Here is a 17,317-nt window from a genome sequence, read left to right on the forward strand (position 1 = left end):
ATTATTTGCGTGAGGCAACCTTTTGCCCCTGGGGCTCCAACGACTCCCGCTCCCGGTCGAACGCCAAGTAGTACTTGTTCACGCTATTAACATGGCTGACGGGCCCCATGCCCACTTGCTCCATGGCAACGCGTTCGACCTGGAAGAACCACTGGTTGGGATTCAACCCTCGCCGCCGGGCTTCGGCGCGCATACCCTGAACCCGCTCCGGCCCGATGTTGTAGGCTGCCAGCACAAAGGCCATGCGTTCACGCTCGTTGAGTTTCGGGCTGGCAAAAAACTTGCGCCGAATCATCGCCAGGTACTTGGCCCCGGCCTGCACATTGCCGTCTACGTCCTGGATATTGTTGACCCCCACCCGCTGCGCCGCAGAAGGCGTGATCTGCATCAGACCGGTCGGGCCACCGCCACTCCGGGCTGCGGGCTGCAACGCTGATTCCTTGAACGCCAACGCCGCCAGGTTCAGCCAGTCCATGCCCTGGGCATCGGCGTGTTTTTGCAGCACCGGGCGAAGTTTTTCCAGACGCTGCCGGTCGGCCTTGGCCAGTGGGTAGTGCACTTGATACAAACGCCGATAGATCCGCAGGAACGCAGCGTCCTGATCCGACGGTTTTTTGTAACCGGTGAGGAAGCGATCAATGCTGGCCCGCAGCATCGAGGCATCACGGCGCACGAACCAGAACTCCTCTCCCGGCTCGCTGATGAGTACCTGCTTGTCGAAACGCAACTTGGGCAGGATCTTGCCCCAGCGTTCGGCGATCGGCTGCTCGACGATGGTCAGGTGGAAGATCCCGCCCTGCACCATTTCCAGCACGTCCTCGACGGCAAGGGTCGGATCGACCCATTCGATTGTGACCGGTGGCAGCTTGTGCAAGGCGAGTTTCTGATTGATCTGGCTGACAGCATCCCCGGCGGCGCTGCCGGCAGGCAAGGCCAGGGTCTTGCCGGAAAGCTGTTCAAGCCGGGTGTAGCGGCGTTCGCCCTTGATGCCCACCAGGACCAACGGGATGTTGCTGGCAATCGGCTCACTGGTGCTGACGGCGAAGCCGGGTTGCAGATCGAGCAACTCTCCCGGCGCCACCAGATCCCCCTCCCCACGCTGCAATGCGCCGAGCAGTTGATCCTTGGCCTTGGGAATGATCTTGAGGGTGATTTCCTGACCGTCGCGGGCGTAGCCGTTGAGGTATTGCTCGAACGCTCTGAGGCGATGGTATTCGACCCCGATCGCCTGCCCCTGGACTTCGCCGGAACTGTTGCGGCTCTGGTTGACCAATACCCGCAGCACACGGCTGCTGCGGATTTCCGCAAGATCGCGCACCTTGCTGGCCGGTACGGCTTGCAGCGGCCCGGGCAGACGCGCGACCGCCGACATCGGCAGTAGCAGCGAACAGCACAGCAGTAGCAAAACCGGGGGACGAATCATCCACTCTCCGGAAAGAATATGAGGCACGCTTCAATGACGAATGGCATCAAGCGCAGCGACAAAACAGAGCGCCCAGGGCGCTGGCAACGTGCGAAAGACTGGCACAATGATGGCAAAACTACCAACCCGGTCTGTCCCGAGGTTCAAGAGACAGCGTTAACCCGTTGTAGTTCTTGGCTTTTCTTATAAATCCACGGCTCTGATATGCTTTCCGGCCTTTGGGCCGAGGTAGCACCATGCAACTCATCGATATCGGCGTCAACCTGACCAACCCCTGTTTTGCCGACAAACACCAGGCCGTGCTCGACCGTGCCTACGCGGCCGGTGTATGCCAACTGGTGCTGACCGGCACCAGCATCGAGGGCAGCGAGCAAGCCCTCGAACTGTGCCAACAACTGGACGAAAGCACTCAGCGCCTGTTCGCCACCGCCGGTATTCACCCTCACTGCGCCAGCGACTGGAACGCCGACAGTGCCCGACGTTTGCGCAGCTTGCTCAAGGAGCCAAATATGGTGGCCGTGGGTGAATGCGGGCTGGATTTCAACCGTGACTTCTCGCCGCGTCCGCAGCAGGAAAAGATCCTCGAAGAACATCTGGCCATGGCCGTTGAATTGCAGTTGCCGGTCTTTCTGCACGAACGCGACGCCAGCCAGCGTTTGCTGGAAATACTGCGCGACTTCCGCGACCGACTGCCGGCTGCAGTCGTGCACTGCTTCACTGGCGAGCAGAAGGCACTGTTCAGCTATCTCGACCTGGACTTGCACATCGGCATTACCGGCTGGATCTGCGACGAACGCCGGGGCACGCATTTGCATCCGCTGGTCAAGGAGATCAAGCGCGGGCGCCTGATGCTCGAAAGCGATGCGCCGTATCTACTGCCGCGCAGCCTGCGCCCCAAGCCGAAAAACGGGCGAAACGAACCGGCATACCTGACCGAAGTATTGCGCGAAGTGGCGCTGCATCGCGGTGAAAGCCAGGAAGATCTGGCGGCGCATACTACGGCGTGTGCACGGGCGTTTTATCGGTTGCCCACCATCGGCATGTAAGCACTGCCCCCCCTGCTCGCTCCCACAGGGGTAATGGGGCAGCCCATTGATCTGTATCAAAATTCAGCCACCTGAGTAGCGGCACAATGCTGGCACCTTGCCAAAACTGTTTCCGCTATCAGAGAAGACCTCCATGGGTGCCTGGCTTAGCAATATCTCGCTGAAATACAAATTCTGGGCGGTCAACGCTGTCGCCTTCATCACCACGCTTTTGCTGGTGCTGTACGCCGTGCAGCTCGAACAACAGGCCCGCAGTCATGCATCCCGGGCTTCAGCTCAGTCACAGGCGCGACTGCTTGGCGCCTGGCCTGCCGGGCAACCTCTGCCCAAGACCGATAACCTGCTGACGTTCAATCGCGGACAGACGCCGACGCTGAATGGACAACCCATACCGCAACTCACCCATGCAAACGGCTGGGTCGAGATCAACTCTATGCCGCTGTTAGGTGACAATCCGTTGATGGGTGCCGAAGTGTTCTCGCGCGCCGACGACCAGCAGGTCGCCGTGATTGCCCACGGGCCAAGCCTGAGTCAGGTGTTCAGCGAGCGCTTCGCCAACTACGCGTCGGCGGTCTTCATCCTGATGCTGGCAATGCTCGGCGCATCGCAGTTATTGATCCGCTTCCTGCTCAGCCAGCTCAACACCTTGAAAGACGTCATGCTGCATGTGGAGAAAACCGGCGACCTGTCAGCCCGTGTGCCATTGGCTTGCAGCGACGAAGTCGGGCAAATGGCCAACGCGTTCAACGCCATGCAGGCCGGTTATCAACGGGTGGTCAACACCGTCGCCAACACCGCCCGGCAACTGGACGTCGGTGCCGCACAGCTGGCGGCCAGCATGAATGAAGTGCGCCACGGCATGCTGGGTCAGCAAAGCGAAACCGATCAGGCCGCCACAGCGATCAATGAAATGACCGCAACGGTCTATCACATCGCCCAACACGCGGGTGCCACCCGTGACCTTTCGCAATCAGCCGATACCCTGGCCGGCAGCGGCCAGGAGGTCGTGACACGGGTGCAGCGCTCGATTGCCGGACTGTCCACCGGCGTCCAGCAGACTGCCGAGATGATTCAACGCCTGGCCGAGGACAGTCAGAAGATAAACGGCGTAGTCAACGTGATTCACAGCATCGCCGAGCAGACCAATCTGTTGGCACTGAACGCCGCTATAGAAGCGGCCCGGGCCGGCGAAATGGGTCGCGGGTTTGCCGTGGTCGCCGATGAAGTGCGCAACCTTGCCAAACGCGTGCAGGCCTCCACGGACGAAATCACGCTCATGGTGTCAGCGTTGCAGGCCGGCACGCGGGACGCCGTGGATTTCATGCAGGAGAGCTCGTTCAAGGCCGACGACTGCGTGCATCAGGCGCAAGAGGCTGGCGTGGCATTGGCCGAGATCACCGGCGCGGTGGCGCAGATGCGAGAAAGCAATACACAGATCGCGGTGGCGGCCGAGCAGCAGAGCCAGGTGGCGGAAGAAATGAACCGGGCGGTGGTGAGCATCCGTGACGTGACCGAGAACACCGTGCAACAGACGATGACTTCGGCAACCACCAGCAATGAGCTGGCGGCATTGGCCGGGGAGTTGAGTAAGGCGATAGGTCAGCTCAAACTGTAAGGGCCTCTTCGACTTGCCCGCGATGAGGCCGGAACCGGCACCATCAATGTTGGTCAGGACACCTATCAAGCCAATAGCCAGCCTTGATTCGCCGCCTGCATTTACCGGGCCTATCCTTCAATCATGTAGTTCAACATGGATTCGAGGATCAGCATCATGGGCAAACGTCACCCCAACCTTCCCGCCTGGCAATGGCGAGCGTACCCGAACAATCATCAGCACCCGACCAATCTGGTGTTGTACCTGATCGCGGTGCCGCTGTTCATCGTGGCGTTTCTGTTGATCGTGTCCGGGGTGTTCAGCCTGAACCTGGCAAACATCGCCATCGGCGTGATCGGTGTAATTGCCGCGCTGGCCTTGCAACGTCACGGCCACAGCCTGGAGACGCAAGCCTCCGAACCCTTCAGTGACCGCAAGGATGCGATATCGCGCCTGATGGTCGAGCAGTTCCTGACGTTTCCGCGGTTCTTCCTCAGCGGTGGCTGGTGGCGCGCCTGGCGTGAGCGCCACCGCCGTCACTGATCAGGCAAACACCGTCACCGTCTGCCGGCTCATGGCGATCAACCGACCATCCGCGCTCCACATTTTCGCGGCGGCATGCCCGTAGCCGTCGGCGGCGTGCTCGGTTTCGACGAGGTATTTGCACCAGTCCAGGGTGTTCAGTTCCAGCAGCGGTTGAACGAATTCGATGGTCCAGGTCAGTGTGCTGCCCATCGCCGGCTTCTTCAGAAAAGGCATCAGGGCCGGCGGCCAGGCGTCCACCAGTGCCAGGATATGCGCCTCGCTGATGGCCTCTTCTTTGACGTCGCCACGCAGGCGCACCCAGCCGCCCATTTGCCGGGATGTGCTGCCGCTGAACGGCAGCCCGCCGACACTCCAGCGCATCGCCAGATGCCGCATGAACTCCGGGAGGACGCCTTCGACAAAAGGCAATTGCTGACACTCGTCCCAGTGCTTCATTTCAGGTGCCGATTCTGCGGCCACCGCCACTTCCGAAGGACGTGAGGCGCCAAAACTGCCCTGGATCAACGTCACCACCTGCCCCTTTTGCATCACCCGGCCCAATACCTGGCTGACCGCCTTGCCTTCGCGCAACACGTCGACTTCAAAACTGACCGGAACCTCGGGTTCGACCGGGCCGACAAAGGTGATTGCCAGCGAGCGCACTGGACGGTCCACCGGCACCCGGGCACGCATGGCTTCATACTGCAAGGCGGCCACCAGGCCACCGAAACTGGCGCGCCCCTGGGCCCAGGAGGCCGGGATAGACAGCTCCAGCGGCTGGCTACGGACAGCGTCGAGCAGTTCGGAAAAACGCATGAAAACCTCAAGGATCGAAAAAAGACGAAGGGATCTTAACCAGCAAGCGAGGGCTATACAGCACCCATTCCGGCCAAAAGTACTGACAGAAGAGCCGCACAGGTTTCATGCCGAACATAAAAACCCTGTGGGAGCAGACCCGTTCCCACATTAGTTCTCCGGCGTTTTCAGGGTTTGAAACAGGCCTTACTGAGCTTTTCCAGCACTCGGTCTGCACGACTTTCGGCCTCGGCCATGGTGGCTGTCCAGACCGCAACACAGGGTTGCAAGTCCGCTTCCTGTTCAGCCATGGCCAGCCATTGCACGCAATCGTGCCAATCACCCAGCGCACCCTGGGCCGATTTCAACCGGGGCATGGCTGCTTTCGGTAAACGGTCCAGTTCGGGGTAAGCGTCGATGCTATAGCGCACCCGCTTGATCAGCAGGCGCAAGCGATGACGGTCGTGGGCCGGGTCGTGCAGTGCCTCGTCGAGTATTTTCCACTGTTTGCCCAAGCGCTTTTCGATGCGCTTGCGCAGGCCCTTGAGCAATCCCTGGCGCTGGGCGGCACGCAGAAAACGCGGAAACGCATCGAGGACGATCAGCAATTGCGCAAGCTCCGGGCTGGCCGCAACGGCCGGATAGGCTTCGGCCATTTGCGCCATGCGCCGCTGTGCGGCTTGGGGTTGATGGTGCTGGAGCAGGTACGCCGCCAGCACTTCACGATCACGCAATGGCGTGGTCAGCTCGCCCACCCGGGAGGCTGCCGCTTCCAGTTGTTCGACACCGGGCAGCCCGCGCAAAGGCCGCAACAGGCTGCGTAACCGACGCATGGTTGTGCGCAGATCGTGTAACGCTTCAGGGTCAGTACGTTCTTTCAAGCGGGCCTGACAGGCCAGCAGACGAACTTCCAAGCCCAGAATTGTAGCCACCAACCGATTGATCATGGGGGGTTACTCCGTAAACAGCGCCAGGCTCCAGGCTACGAGCGGCAAGCCCGATGAGCATTGCAACTCGTAGCTTAGAGCCTGACGCTGCTTTTTGCCTTCAACGCCCCGCGCGCGATTCACGAATATAGAAACGGGCCTTCTCGGCCTTGTGGGAGCAGCCCTCGAATCCCTCGAATTGCTGCTGGGTCTTGGCCGCGGTCAACAGCGACAAGGCTTTGGAGTAGCTGACGGTCCCGGCGAAACCTTCGGCCTTGGCCAGGTCCAGCTCATGCCAGGCGGCATCGAGCTGGCTGCCACAGCTGTCGCGGTAGGCGGTTTTGCCAGCACAACCGGCGAGCGCCAGGGCAATCAATGGCACGCAGATCCAGGCTTTCATCATTCACTCCTCAAAGATAGGTCAACAGTCGTGCAGGTAAGACGGTGCGGCACCTGAAAAGTGCCGTTGGTCCCCTGTGCAAACTATAGCGCCGACGAGAATAATCATGTGCCGCCATGGAGTGTCGAAAATACGACGCTCCTGCCCCATCGAACGACCATGGCGATTGAAGCATGACCCCCGATGGGTGCATTGTTGAATCATTCAAACGAGGGCGATTCATGAAAAAGCGTGTCGCACTGGTATTGGGCTCGGGTGGAGCCCGGGGTTATGCGCATATTGGGGTCATTGAAGAGATCGAACGGCGCGGCTATGACATCGCCTGTGTCGCCGGTTGCTCCATGGGCGCGGTGGTGGGCGGAATCTACGCCGCCGGCAAACTCAATGATTACCGCGACTGGATCGAGAGCCTGGACTATCTCGACGTGCTGCGTCTGGTGGACGTCAGTTTTCGTCTGGGGGCGATTCGTGGCGAGAAAATCTTCGGGCAAATCCGCAAGATCGTCGGCGAGATCAACATCGAAGATTTGCGTATCCCCTACACGGCCGTTGCCGCCGACCTGACCAACCAGCAGGAAATCTGGTTCCAGGAAGGTTGTCTGCATCAGGCAATGCGCGCCTCGGCAGCGATTCCCAGCCTGTTCACCCCGGTGATGCAGGGTAACCGCATGCTGGTGGATGGTGGCATTCTCAACCCGCTGCCGATCGTACCGGTGGTGTCGAGCCATTGCGATTTGATCATCGCGGTCAACCTCAACTCCACCAACCAGCGCCACTATCAATTGCCGGTCATCCAGCGTCCCGCCGCCTTCAAGACCCGCTTCGACAGCCTGATCAACTCCCTGGGTTCGAAGCTGCCGTTCCGCCGCAAACAGGCCGAGCAACTGTTGATCCTGGAACAGGAGGCCTTGAAAGCCGAAGGTGCGGATTTCAACCCTTGGATCGAATCCGCCGAGCCCGACGCGCAGCAGCCCGCGGCTGCTCCGGAAACCAGTGGCGCTCCCCGCTCCGCCACCGGTTCGTTCATCATCGACAACGTAGGACCGGCATCCTTGCTGGACTTGATCAACCAGAGCTTCGAGGTGATGCAGACGTCGCTTGCACAGTACAAGATTGCCGGGTATCCGCCGGACATCCTGATCAACGTGCCCAAACGCGTGTGCCGGTTTTTCGAATTCTACAAGGCGCCGGAGCTCATCGCGTTGGGAAGGGAAATTGCTCGGGATACGCTGGATCGGTATGAGAATGAGCAGAACTGAACGCCTGATAGTCACCACAAAATTTCAAAACTACTCACTCAACAACCGATACCCCACCCCCGCCTCGGTCACGATGAACCGGGGTCGAGTCGGGTCATCCGCCAGTTTCTGGCGCAAGTGCCCGACCACGATGCGCAGGTAGTGAGTGTCTTCGGTGTGCGTCGGCCCCCAGATGTCCTTGAGCAATTGCTGCTGGGTGATCACCCGCCCGGGATACCGCGCCAGTTGCGCCAGCACGGCGTATTCCTTGCGAGTCAGTGCAACTTCGGTACCGTCGAGCAGTACCCGGCGATACGCCAGGTCGACCGTCAATGGACCGAAGGCCAGCGCCGCTTGCTGCACCTCGCCGACGGGCGCCTGGCGCAACAATGCACGAATCCGCGCCAGGAACTCCTGAATGCCGAACGGCTTGGTCACGTAGTCATTGGCGCCGCCATCCAGGGCCTCGACTTTCTGCCCTTCACCGGCGCGCACGGAGAGCACCAGCACGGGCACCGTCGACCACTCGCGAAAATCGCGCAATACCTGTTGGCCGTCCATGTCCGGCAAGCCCAGGTCGAGCACCAGCAAGTCCGGTTTGTTCAATGCAGCTTGTGCCAATCCTTCACTGCCGGTGCCGGCCTCCAGCACTTTATAGCCCTGGGAAGCGAGGCTGATGCGCAGGAACTTGCGGATCTGCGGTTCGTCGTCGATGACCAAAATGGTCGCGGTCTGGCTCATGAATTCATATCAATACAAAGAAGTGGCAGAGAGTAGCGCAAGCACGATCAGGCTTCACTCTCGTATCCCGGCTGAGCCTGTAGCGGCAGGTGCAACGTGATGCAGGTGCCGCGCCCCTCGATGCCGTCGGCAACGCTGATGCGCCCGCCATGAGCACCGACCATGCCCTGACAAATCGCCAGCCCCAGCCCGGTCCCCTGCCCGCCACGATCACCCCGCGCCGCGGTGTAGAACATGTCGAAAATCTTCGCCCGCTCCTCCTCCGGAATCCCCGGGCCCTCGTCGCTGACCGAAAAAAACAGCTCACTGTCATCAGTCCCGGCGCGCAATTGCAAACGCCCGTGGGACGGCGAAAACCGCGCGGCGTTTTCCAGCACGTTGATCAGTGCCTGCTCGATCAGTGCGGCATGCACGAACAGCAACGGTAACTCGGCCGGCACGTCGGTACTGACCTGCAACGGCGCAAGGACTGTACGCAGACGATTGAGCGCACTGCCGACGATGTCTGCCGGCGATACCCAGTCCCGCGCCAGCTTCAGGGCACCGTGGCCGAGCCGGGTCATATCGAGCAGGTTTTGAATGTAGCGGTCAAGGCGCTCGGCTTCATCGCGAGTTCCTTCGAGCAGTTCACGTCGATCCTCCAGCGGGATCGCTTCACCCAGGGCCAGCAGGCTATCGATACTGCCGCGCATGGATGTCAACGGTGTACGTAAATCGTGGGACACCGAAGCCAGCAAGGCACTGCGCAACTGCTCGGTTTCCCCGTGCAGACGCGCCGCTTCCAGATCATCGGCCAGTTGTGCCCGGGCCAGCGCCTGGGCCAGTGGTTGGGTCAGCGCGGTCAACAAGCGTCGGCGCTGGCCGCTCAGGGTCTGGCCTTCCCTGGCGCGCACGCCGAGCAACGCCAGCGGGCCGTCCTCCACCGATAATGGCCACCACCACCAGCGACCGAACGGCAAGGTGCCGGTACCCGCACCCGCCGATTGATCGTGCTGCCAGGCCCAATCGGCGGCGGCGCGTTCGGCTTCGGTGAACGCCAGCGGGCCACCGGTTTCGACTTTCCAGCCGTTTTGCCCGTCGCGATTGAGCAGGCACAACTGCGCATCTCTCCAACCGTTGAGGTGCTGGGCGGCCGCGCTGACCACGGCCTGGCGGTCGGTGGCGGCGGTCAGTTTGCGTGACAGGTCGAGCAATTCGGTGGTCTCTTCCTGGGTGTCGCGCAGGGCCTGCAATTGCCGGCGCTGGCGCGCCGCGAGATTGCCGGTGAGGGCCGCCATCAGCAGGAAGAACAGCAAGGTCAGCACGTCTTCTTCGCGCTGGATGCTGAGAGAGAAAGTCGGTGGAATGAACAGAAAATCATAGGTCAGGAACGACAGCGCCGCACAGGCCAGAGCCGGCCCCAGACTGCTGCGCACCGCCACCAGCAACACGGCGGCGAGGAACACCAGTGAAATATTTGGCAGCGGCAGAACACTCGCCACGGCCCAGGCCAGGGCGCTGGCCAGAACCGTCGCGACCACGGCCAACGCATAGTCGAACCAGACCAGTGAATGCATCGACCGCTGATGGGGTTGATGCTGCTGGTGATCGCTGTCGAGAACGTTGATTTCCAGTCCGCGGGCATTGCGCAACAGCCGCGCCGCCAGCCCGCCACCGAACAGACGTCGGCGCAAGCGCGGTCGGGACTGGCCGACCAGCACCAGGCTGGCACGACGTTCGGCGGCATGCTGAATCAAGGTTTTCGCCACCTCACCAGCGCGCAGCAACACCACTTCCCCCCCCAACCGTTCGGCCAGTTGCTGGGCGCTTTGCAGGCGCAGGCGCGACTGTTCGTCCCGCACGCGGCCGTTGTCCACGTGCACCAGGCTCCAGGGCAAGTGCCGCCGTTGGGCCACGCGACTGGCATGCCGTACCAGACGCTCGGCCTGGGCATCACCGTCGACCCCTACCAGCAAACGCCCGCGCACCGCTGGCGCCGCTTGACCGAGTTGGCGATAGCCTTGGGCCAGATCGTTATCGACCTGAGCCGCCGCGGTTTGCATCGCCAGTTCGCGCAGGGCTGTCAGGTTGGTCTGGGAAAAGAACGCGTCGATGGCCGCCCGCGCCTGCTCCGGCACATAGACCTTGCCGTCACGCAGGCGCTCCAGCAGTTCCCGTGGCGGCAAGTCGATCAGCAGCAGTTCGTAGGCCTCCTGCAATACCCAGTCCGGCAGGGTTTCGCGGACCTGCACGCCGGTAATGCCGCGCACCTGATCGTTGAGGCTTTCCAGATGCTGGACGTTGACCGTGGTGTACACGTCAATGCCGGCGGCGAGCAGCTCCTGGATGTCCTGCCAGCGTTTTTCGTGGCGGCTGCCGGGTGCGTTGGTGTGCGCCAGTTCGTCGACCAGCACCAGTTTCGGTTTGACTTTGATCAGACCGTCGAGATCCATCTCTTCGAGCAACACGCCACGGTATTCCGAGCGCACCAACGGCTGCTGCGGCAAGCCGCCAAGCAGTGCTTCGGTTTCGGCCCGGCCGTGGGTTTCGACGACGCCGGCAATGACTTTCACCCCTTGGCGTAACTGGGTGTGGGCCGCTTGCAACATGGCGTAGGTCTTGCCCACCCCCGGCGCGGCGCCGAGAAATACCTTGAGCCGGCCACGACCATCGCGGGGCAGGTCTGCTAACAGCGCGTCGGCGCGGCCGGAGTTGCTCATGCTTGGGGGGCTCATTTTTCAGATAGATATTGATGTGGTGATGCTGAGGCCGTCTTCGCGAGCAGGCTCGCTCCCACAGGGGATTTTCATTTTTCACAAATCCAGTGTGGGAGATTCTATGGTTGAGGGGAAGCCCTCAACCGGCTTTTGGCTGGTCAACAGCCAGAATCGGGCTTTGTCCCCCTCCTCCCTTTAAAGTCCACCCATACAAGAGGGCTTGCTCGCGAAGACAGTTGATCACACGCCAAAAATCACAAAGACCCGGAGCATGGCTCCAGGCCTTTTCGGATTACGCGGTTTTACGGAAGACGAATACCAGACCGACGATGATCAACAGCATGCCGAACAGGCTCAACATCGCCAGACGATTGCCGAAGATCAGAAAGTCCATCACTGCCGTTACCGCCGGCACCAGGTAAAACAGGCTGGTGACATTCACCAGATTGCCTCGAGCAATCAAGCGATACAGCAACAACGTCGCCAGCACCGACACCACCAGCCCCATCCATAGCACCGGCAGGATGAAACCGCTGCCGTGTTCGAAGTGAAATGGCTGGAAGGGTACGAAAACCCCGCACAACAACAGCCCCGCGAGGTACTGTACCGGCAGCGTGCCGAGGGGATTGTCGGTGATGCGTTTCTGCATGATCGAACCGAACGTCATGCTCGCCAGCGCCAGCAAACCGAAAAGCATCCCGGCCAGCGACATCCCGGCCAGTCCGATGCCCTGATAGACCACCATGATCAACCCGGTCAGCCCCAGAGCCAGACCGGACATCCGGCTCCAGGAACGCTGACGTTCCATCAGCACCACGGTGAGAATCGGCTGCACGCCCATGATGGTCGCCATCACCCCGGGCGTGACTTTAAGGTCGAGGGCCAGCAGATAGAAAATCTGATAGGCCCCCAACAACACCACGCCGGTGGCCATCGCATACAGCATCGGTTTGCCGCCCTTGGGTAACTTCAGCTTGAGCAACGGCACCAGCAACACCAGGCCGCAAAGAGCGATGACGAAACGAAACATCAGGAAGGCGAAAGGCGAGGCGTGGGCCAACCCCCATTTGGAGAAAATCGCCCCGCTGCTCCACAGCAGAACGAACAGGCTCGTGGACGCCGCCGCGAGCGCGGACTTTTTTGAAAGGACAAACATGAATACCACCTGTAGTCAGGCAAAAAGCCAACTCAGCCGAAGCTGAAATTCAGTCGTTTTTTCAGGCAGGCAGGGGAACAGCAGAACGCAGCTGATCAGCCCGAAATGCCAACGCCTGGCGGTGAGATCACCGCGCACACTGGCGTGCGACTAACAGGAGGGGGGTAATGACTGATCTGCCCAGGCTGCTGTTTCCCGCACGGCACGACGCCAGCGTTGACCGCTGAATCGACTACCGCGTTGATGAGGGATGCAGGCATTGGGTTGATCTTCATTTGATGGATGGTCAGATGGTCCGCAAACCATCGAGCGCCGACTATAACCAGCGCTCGACACAATTTGCAATGAGCCATGACAAGGATTTATACCCGTTCGGACTCACGGACAACGTCCCGCAAAATTTCTTCCATTTTGCTTTGAGAGGCGCTTGCCGAGTAAAACTCACGCACGTGAGCCAACGCATTGCTCCCCATATTCGTGGCGCGCTCAGGATCGTCGCACAGTTCGAGGACTGATCGCACCAACGCCTGATCGTCGTCCGGAGAGAAAACCAATCCGGCTCCCGCCAGCGTCATGATCCGCTGTGCCTCACCGCGAACGCCGCAGATTACCGGTTTGGAGCACGCCATGTAATCCAGCAGTTTGGTCGGAATCGCACCTTCGAACAGAGGAATGTCCTGCAGTGTCACCAGGCAGATATCCGCTGCATTGAGGTAGGCGCTGGCTTCATGCTTGGGCACCGGATCGAGAAACAGAACGTTGTCCAGCTCCATGGCTTGCGCCATTGCCCTCAAGGGTCGGCTCATCATCCCGTCACCAACAAGAACGAATAACACTTGCGGCTGGGACAGCAAGGCCTGGGCAGCCCTGAGCACGACCGCGATGTTGTTTGCCTCCCCGAGCGCACCAAAGTACATGACGACTTTACGATGTGCCCAGTCCATGCGTTGCCGGGTTTGCAGACGCAGTGTTTCATCAGGACGCAGCAAGTCGAAATCGACTCCACAAGTCACCAGTTCCACCTTGTCGTGTCGCCAGCCGCGATCGCGGATGTTCTGCTGGATACCTTCAGTCAGGGCGACGATGCGCCGGGATCTGTCATATAGCACCCGCTCGATCCAGCTCATGATCCGGATCAGATGACGATTGCGCAGGATACCCATCTGAACGGCGGACTCAGGCCAGATGTCACGTACTTCCAACACCATGGGAATACGGCGCAACTTGCACACCAGCCAGACGGAGAACATCGGGAAAATAGGTGGCGAAGATGCGATCACCACATCCGGACGACTCATGAACAGTAGACCCAGCGGGCAGGTCAGGGAAAAGGACAGGAAACTCAGCAACCGCCCCAAATAACTTTTATGCAGTTGCGAGTAGGTGTATGTGCGCATGACGTTCACCAGCCCGTCCCGCTCTGTGCGCATGAGCCGCTTGTACCAGGGACGGACAATCGCCTCGCGACGCATGTACCCGGTTTCACCCGTGACCACGGTAACCTCATGGCCGCGCTTGGCCAGGAACTGAGTCAGTTCGTAAACCAGCGAATGGCCAGGAGCACCGTGTCCCTGGTAGTACTGGTAAACCATGCAAATCTTCATCGAAAACGCTCATACAGTGTTTGCAGCCGGGCACCTTCGACTTGCCAATCGATCCGTTCACGAACCCTTGAAAGAGTTTCACGCCACACCTGCAATTCGGCACGATCCTGGAAAAAACTGTCGATGCTGCTTGCCATCGACGGGACACTCGACAAATCCGCCACCTGTCCAATTTCGTTGCCGCTGACAATGCGCCGCAACTCAGGAAGATCACTGGCCAGAATCGGCAGCCCGGCAGCGATGAACTCGAAAAGTTTATTGGGCGTGCAATAAAAGTTGTTCAGACAGATCGCCTGGTAAGGAATCACGCCAGCATCTGCGGCGGCCGTGATCTCCAGCAGGTCCCGTTGCGGCACGGCAGGATGCAGGAACACTCGTCGCTCCAGCCCCAGACGCTTGACCTGGGTGCTGAGCGCAGCCGCCAATTGCCCATCCCCCAGCAGCACCAGATGCACTGTCTGACATTTGACCAGTGCCATCGCGTTGATCAGTTCCGGCAGATGACGACCTGCCGAAAATCCCCCCTGAAACAGCAGGACTGCATGGCTGCGATCAATCCCGAAGCGGTCATGCAGGTACCAGGAGCGCGGCCCTGGCGGCAGAGCTCGCTCAGCGTTGTGAATCACCTGAACGTCATCCAGCTGATAGCGTCGCTCCAGTTCCCCGGCGATCGACGGATTGACAGTGATCACCAAATCACAGGCGCCGATATGCCGTTCTTCGATCAGTGCCCAATTGCGCCCCTGAGCCCGGCTGAACTCCTGTTCGCAATACAACTCGTGACTGTCGTACACCAGCTTCGCCGAAAACTCGGTGGCCAGCGCCCGCCCTACTGCAAGCATCGGTAAATCGTGAGCCACCACTACGTCAGCCCGCATCTGCCGAGCCTGATCGAAAAACAGGCGCAGGTAGAAACGCTCCTGATCGACCAGAAAACGCCAGGCCATCGCTTTGAGCAGGCGCATGACGCCGCCATTCATACTCAAATAGCGGCGTACGAACCGATACATCGACAACACCCGGTTCTCACGAATCGCTGTTTGCGAGGCGGCCTGCCCGACACGACAAACCCGGGGGTCATCTTCAGCCGGTGCATCCAGGGGCATTGCCAGAATGCGTACTTGCCAACCAGCCTCCTCCAGGCTGTCAGCCTGAAGAAGAATGCGCCGGTCAATTTGCCGATCATTGCACAGCATAAGAATCGAACGGTTGGAGCCAGTGCCGTCAGCGGGCATTGAGCGCAGCATCCCCGTCGATAAAGTTACGATGCCAAAGTTCCAGGCACAGCAGTCCCCACACCACACGACCGAACTCACGCTCGTTGTCGAGGGCCGCTTCTACCGCTTCGACGTTGTACAAACCGCGCTGACGTGCACGATCAGACAGCAGCGTATCGCGCACGAAGTCGCGAGCCACACCTTTGGTCCAGGCCGCCAAAGGCGTCGGGAAACCCATCTTGTCCTTGCGATCGAAGATTTGCTGCGGAACGATGTTGCGCACCGACTCTTTGAACAAATGCTTCATGCGTCCGCCCGCGAACTTGATGTTCGGAGGAACACGCGCCATGAACTCTACGATACGGTGATCCAGCAGCGGAACCCGCGACTCGATAGAGGCGGCCATGCTGGTGCGATCCTCAACGTGCAGTAACGCCGGCATGGAGCCTTTGAGGTCAAAGTAAGTCATTTGGTTGACCAGCGAATGCAGCCCTTCGTGATTGAAGATCTTCTGGTACGCCTCGAACGGCGAGTAACCCTTGTCGAAAACCCCTTGGTTGAAAAGGTGGGACATGCCTTCGCTGCGGTCGATCAGGCGGAAGTAGCGCTGATCGGCCGACGAAAACAAGCCCTCGCGCCACAACCCTTGAAGCATCGGCTGATACGTCTTGAGCAGCGGCAAGTTAGGGATGAGCGACTCCAGCGACACCGCGTAACGATGCTGATTCGACGTTTCGTTGATCGCACCGGACAAACATTTTTCGAGGTAGGCGGCCATGTAGCGGGCGTAGCCGACGAACAGTTCATCACCGCCCTGCCCGCCCAGTACGACCTTCACCTGCTCACCCGCCAGGCGCGACACGTAGTACTGCGGAATGACACCCGGACCCGCCAGCGGCTCGTCCATGTAGTGCATCAGCTTCGGCAGCATATCGGGCAGTTCATTACCCGGAATGTAGATCTCGTTGTAATTGGTGCCGGCAAAGGCTGACACAGCCTTGGCGTGTCCTGTTTCGTCGAATTGCGGCCCCTCACGGAAAGCCCCGGTGAATGTTTTCAGTTGCTCGCCACCCAGCATTCTGGATGCCAGGCAAACCACCGCACTGGAATCCAGACCACCTGAAAGGTGCGCACCCAATGGAACGTCGGAGCGCAGGTGCATGCGCACGGAATCTTCGATCAGTGCCGCCAGGTTATCGACGAAGTAGCGCTCATCATGGCTTTCATCGATATCGAATTGCAGGTCCCAGTACTGGCTCGTCTTGACCTTGAGCTGATTGCCCTCGAACCAGGCGTTGAGGTGATGGCCCGGCTCAAGTTTTTGCACACCTTTGAACAGCGTTTTTTCGTTGAGGCAGAACTGGAACGTCAGGTAATCCTGAAGACCATCGGAGTTCGATTCGGCCTTCACGCTACCGTCGGCAAACAGCGCCTTGATCTCGGAAGCGAAACTTAATTTGCGACCATCGAAGTGGTAGTAGAACGGCTTGATGCCGATCCGATCCCGAGCACAGAACAGACGTTGTTCGGCGCGATCCCAGATCGCAAAGGCAAACATGCCCAACAGACGATCAACACAACGCTCGCCCCACTCGTGAAACGCATAGAGCAGCACTTCGGTATCCGAGTAACTGTGCAGCGGGTGGCCACGACCAATCAGCTCACGGCGCAATTCCAGATAGTTGTAGATCGCACCGTTAAACACGATTGTGTAGCGACCATCTTCCGTCGTCATCGGTTGCTTGCCGTGCTCCGGGTCGATGATCGCAAGGCGTCGGTGCCCCAACGCCACGGGACGTGCAGGGTCCAGCCAGACGCCGTCACCGTCGGGACCGCGGTGGCGGATGGCGTCCATCATTGCCATGACACTGTTTTTTAACTCACCGGGTGAGCCGGCGGTTGTCAGAATCCCCGAAATCCCACACATACATTTCCCTGTTCAAAAATATAAAAATA

Annotated in this window: 14 protein-coding genes; 4 read left to right on the top strand and 10 right to left on the bottom strand. The window is 59.8% G+C overall.

Annotated elements, in window-relative coordinates:
* Window position 1: 1 nt before the first annotated feature.
* On the bottom strand, window positions 2-1,423 hold the full coding sequence (locus CAF65_RS05135; RefSeq protein WP_085715337.1) for a transglycosylase SLT domain-containing protein: 1,422 nt from the start codon (window positions 1,421-1,423) through the stop codon (window positions 2-4).
* Between the two features lie 236 nt (window positions 1,424-1,659).
* Here CAF65_RS05135 and CAF65_RS05140 point away from each other — a divergent pair, with 236 nt between their 5' ends.
* From CAF65_RS05140 to CAF65_RS05150, 3 genes are all read left to right on the top strand, one after another.
* Window positions 1,660-2,469: a TatD family hydrolase gene (locus tag CAF65_RS05140; protein WP_085715338.1), complete on the top strand. Its 810-nt coding sequence runs from the start codon at window positions 1,660-1,662 to the stop codon at window positions 2,467-2,469.
* A 133-nt stretch (window positions 2,470-2,602) separates the two neighbouring features.
* Window positions 2,603-4,084 (top strand): methyl-accepting chemotaxis protein, encoded by a 1,482-nt coding sequence (locus CAF65_RS05145; RefSeq protein ID WP_085715339.1) that lies wholly within the window; start codon window positions 2,603-2,605, stop codon window positions 4,082-4,084.
* A gap of 156 nt (window positions 4,085-4,240) precedes the next feature.
* Window positions 4,241-4,606 carry a terminase gene (locus CAF65_RS05150; RefSeq protein WP_085715340.1) on the top strand — a complete coding sequence of 122 codons (366 nt, stop codon included), beginning with the start codon at window positions 4,241-4,243 and terminating at the stop codon, window positions 4,604-4,606.
* On the opposite strand, the gene CAF65_RS05155 is transcribed toward CAF65_RS05150, so the two are convergent.
* From CAF65_RS05155 to CAF65_RS05165, 3 genes are all read right to left on the bottom strand, one after another.
* Window positions 4,607-5,404, bottom strand: coding sequence for an acyl-CoA thioesterase II (locus CAF65_RS05155; protein ID WP_085715341.1), 798 nt, complete (start codon window positions 5,402-5,404; stop codon window positions 4,607-4,609).
* A 167-nt stretch (window positions 5,405-5,571) separates the two neighbouring features.
* Window positions 5,572-6,330, bottom strand: a complete 759-nt coding sequence (locus tag CAF65_RS05160) for a CHAD domain-containing protein (RefSeq protein WP_085715342.1) — start codon at window positions 6,328-6,330, stop codon at window positions 5,572-5,574.
* A gap of 100 nt (window positions 6,331-6,430) precedes the next feature.
* Complete coding sequence (locus tag CAF65_RS05165) at window positions 6,431-6,709, bottom strand: hypothetical protein (RefSeq protein ID WP_008017838.1); 279 nt, start codon at window positions 6,707-6,709, stop codon at window positions 6,431-6,433.
* Window positions 6,710-6,930: 221 nt separating this feature from the next.
* On the opposite strand from CAF65_RS05165, the gene CAF65_RS05170 reads away from it, so the two are divergent.
* On the top strand, window positions 6,931-7,968 hold the full coding sequence (locus CAF65_RS05170) for a patatin-like phospholipase family protein (protein WP_085715343.1): 1,038 nt from the start codon (window positions 6,931-6,933) through the stop codon (window positions 7,966-7,968).
* Between the two features lie 30 nt (window positions 7,969-7,998).
* Here the strand turns inward: CAF65_RS05170 and CAF65_RS05175 are convergent, their stop codons facing one another.
* The 6 genes from CAF65_RS05175 to asnB all read right to left on the bottom strand — a co-directional run bounded on the left by CAF65_RS05175 (window position 7,999) and on the right by asnB (window position 17,288).
* Window positions 7,999-8,688, bottom strand: coding sequence for a response regulator (locus tag CAF65_RS05175; protein WP_085715344.1), 690 nt, complete (start codon window positions 8,686-8,688; stop codon window positions 7,999-8,001).
* A gap of 47 nt (window positions 8,689-8,735) precedes the next feature.
* On the bottom strand, window positions 8,736-11,387 hold the full coding sequence (locus CAF65_RS05180; protein WP_085715345.1) for a sensor histidine kinase KdpD: 2,652 nt from the start codon (window positions 11,385-11,387) through the stop codon (window positions 8,736-8,738).
* A gap of 289 nt (window positions 11,388-11,676) precedes the next feature.
* Window positions 11,677-12,540: a DMT family transporter gene (locus CAF65_RS05190; protein WP_085715347.1), complete on the bottom strand. Its 864-nt coding sequence runs from the start codon at window positions 12,538-12,540 to the stop codon at window positions 11,677-11,679.
* Window positions 12,541-12,902: 362 nt separating this feature from the next.
* Window positions 12,903-14,144: a glycosyltransferase family 4 protein gene (locus CAF65_RS05195; protein ID WP_085715348.1), complete on the bottom strand. Its 1,242-nt coding sequence runs from the start codon at window positions 14,142-14,144 to the stop codon at window positions 12,903-12,905.
* A complete protein-coding gene (locus tag CAF65_RS05200; protein WP_158090060.1) occupies window positions 14,141-15,379 on the bottom strand; it encodes a glycosyltransferase in 1,239 nt (412 codons plus the stop codon). The genes CAF65_RS05195 and CAF65_RS05200 overlap by 4 nt, the downstream gene beginning before the upstream one ends.
* Entirely contained in the window at window positions 15,369-17,288 is a 1,920-nt protein-coding gene (gene asnB, locus CAF65_RS05205) for an asparagine synthase (glutamine-hydrolyzing) (protein ID WP_085715350.1), read from the bottom strand. The genes CAF65_RS05200 and asnB overlap by 11 nt, the downstream gene beginning before the upstream one ends.
* Between the last annotated feature and the right edge of the window lie 29 nt (window positions 17,289-17,317).

The sequence above is a fragment of the Pseudomonas sp. B28(2017) genome (genome assembly GCF_002113025.1).
Classification (GTDB): domain Bacteria; phylum Pseudomonadota; class Gammaproteobacteria; order Pseudomonadales; family Pseudomonadaceae; genus Aquipseudomonas.

What these genes read in the sequence shown, in the direction of transcription:
- CAF65_RS05135 (WP_085715337.1), bottom strand. Translation starts at nt 1,423, where the DNA reads ATGATTCGTCCCCCGGTTTTGCTACTGCTGTGCTGTTCGCTGCTACTG.
- CAF65_RS05140 (WP_085715338.1), top strand. Translation starts at nt 1,660, where the DNA reads ATGCAACTCATCGATATCGGCGTCAACCTGACCAACCCCTGTTTTGCC.
- CAF65_RS05145 (WP_085715339.1), top strand. Translation starts at nt 2,603, where the DNA reads ATGGGTGCCTGGCTTAGCAATATCTCGCTGAAATACAAATTCTGGGCG.
- CAF65_RS05150 (WP_085715340.1), top strand. Translation starts at nt 4,241, where the DNA reads ATGGGCAAACGTCACCCCAACCTTCCCGCCTGGCAATGGCGAGCGTAC.
- CAF65_RS05155 (WP_085715341.1), bottom strand. Translation starts at nt 5,404, where the DNA reads ATGCGTTTTTCCGAACTGCTCGACGCTGTCCGTAGCCAGCCGCTGGAG.
- CAF65_RS05160 (WP_085715342.1), bottom strand. Translation starts at nt 6,330, where the DNA reads ATGATCAATCGGTTGGTGGCTACAATTCTGGGCTTGGAAGTTCGTCTG.
- CAF65_RS05165 (WP_008017838.1), bottom strand. Translation starts at nt 6,709, where the DNA reads ATGAAAGCCTGGATCTGCGTGCCATTGATTGCCCTGGCGCTCGCCGGT.
- CAF65_RS05170 (WP_085715343.1), top strand. Translation starts at nt 6,931, where the DNA reads ATGAAAAAGCGTGTCGCACTGGTATTGGGCTCGGGTGGAGCCCGGGGT.
- CAF65_RS05175 (WP_085715344.1), bottom strand. Translation starts at nt 8,688, where the DNA reads ATGAGCCAGACCGCGACCATTTTGGTCATCGACGACGAACCGCAGATC.
- CAF65_RS05180 (WP_085715345.1), bottom strand. Translation starts at nt 11,387, where the DNA reads ATGAGCAACTCCGGCCGCGCCGACGCGCTGTTAGCAGACCTGCCCCGC.
- CAF65_RS05190 (WP_085715347.1), bottom strand. Translation starts at nt 12,540, where the DNA reads ATGTTTGTCCTTTCAAAAAAGTCCGCGCTCGCGGCGGCGTCCACGAGC.
- CAF65_RS05195 (WP_085715348.1), bottom strand. Translation starts at nt 14,144, where the DNA reads ATGAAGATTTGCATGGTTTACCAGTACTACCAGGGACACGGTGCTCCT.
- CAF65_RS05200 (WP_158090060.1), bottom strand. Translation starts at nt 15,379, where the DNA reads ATGCCCGCTGACGGCACTGGCTCCAACCGTTCGATTCTTATGCTGTGC.
- asnB (WP_085715350.1), bottom strand. Translation starts at nt 17,288, where the DNA reads ATGTGTGGGATTTCGGGGATTCTGACAACCGCCGGCTCACCCGGTGAG.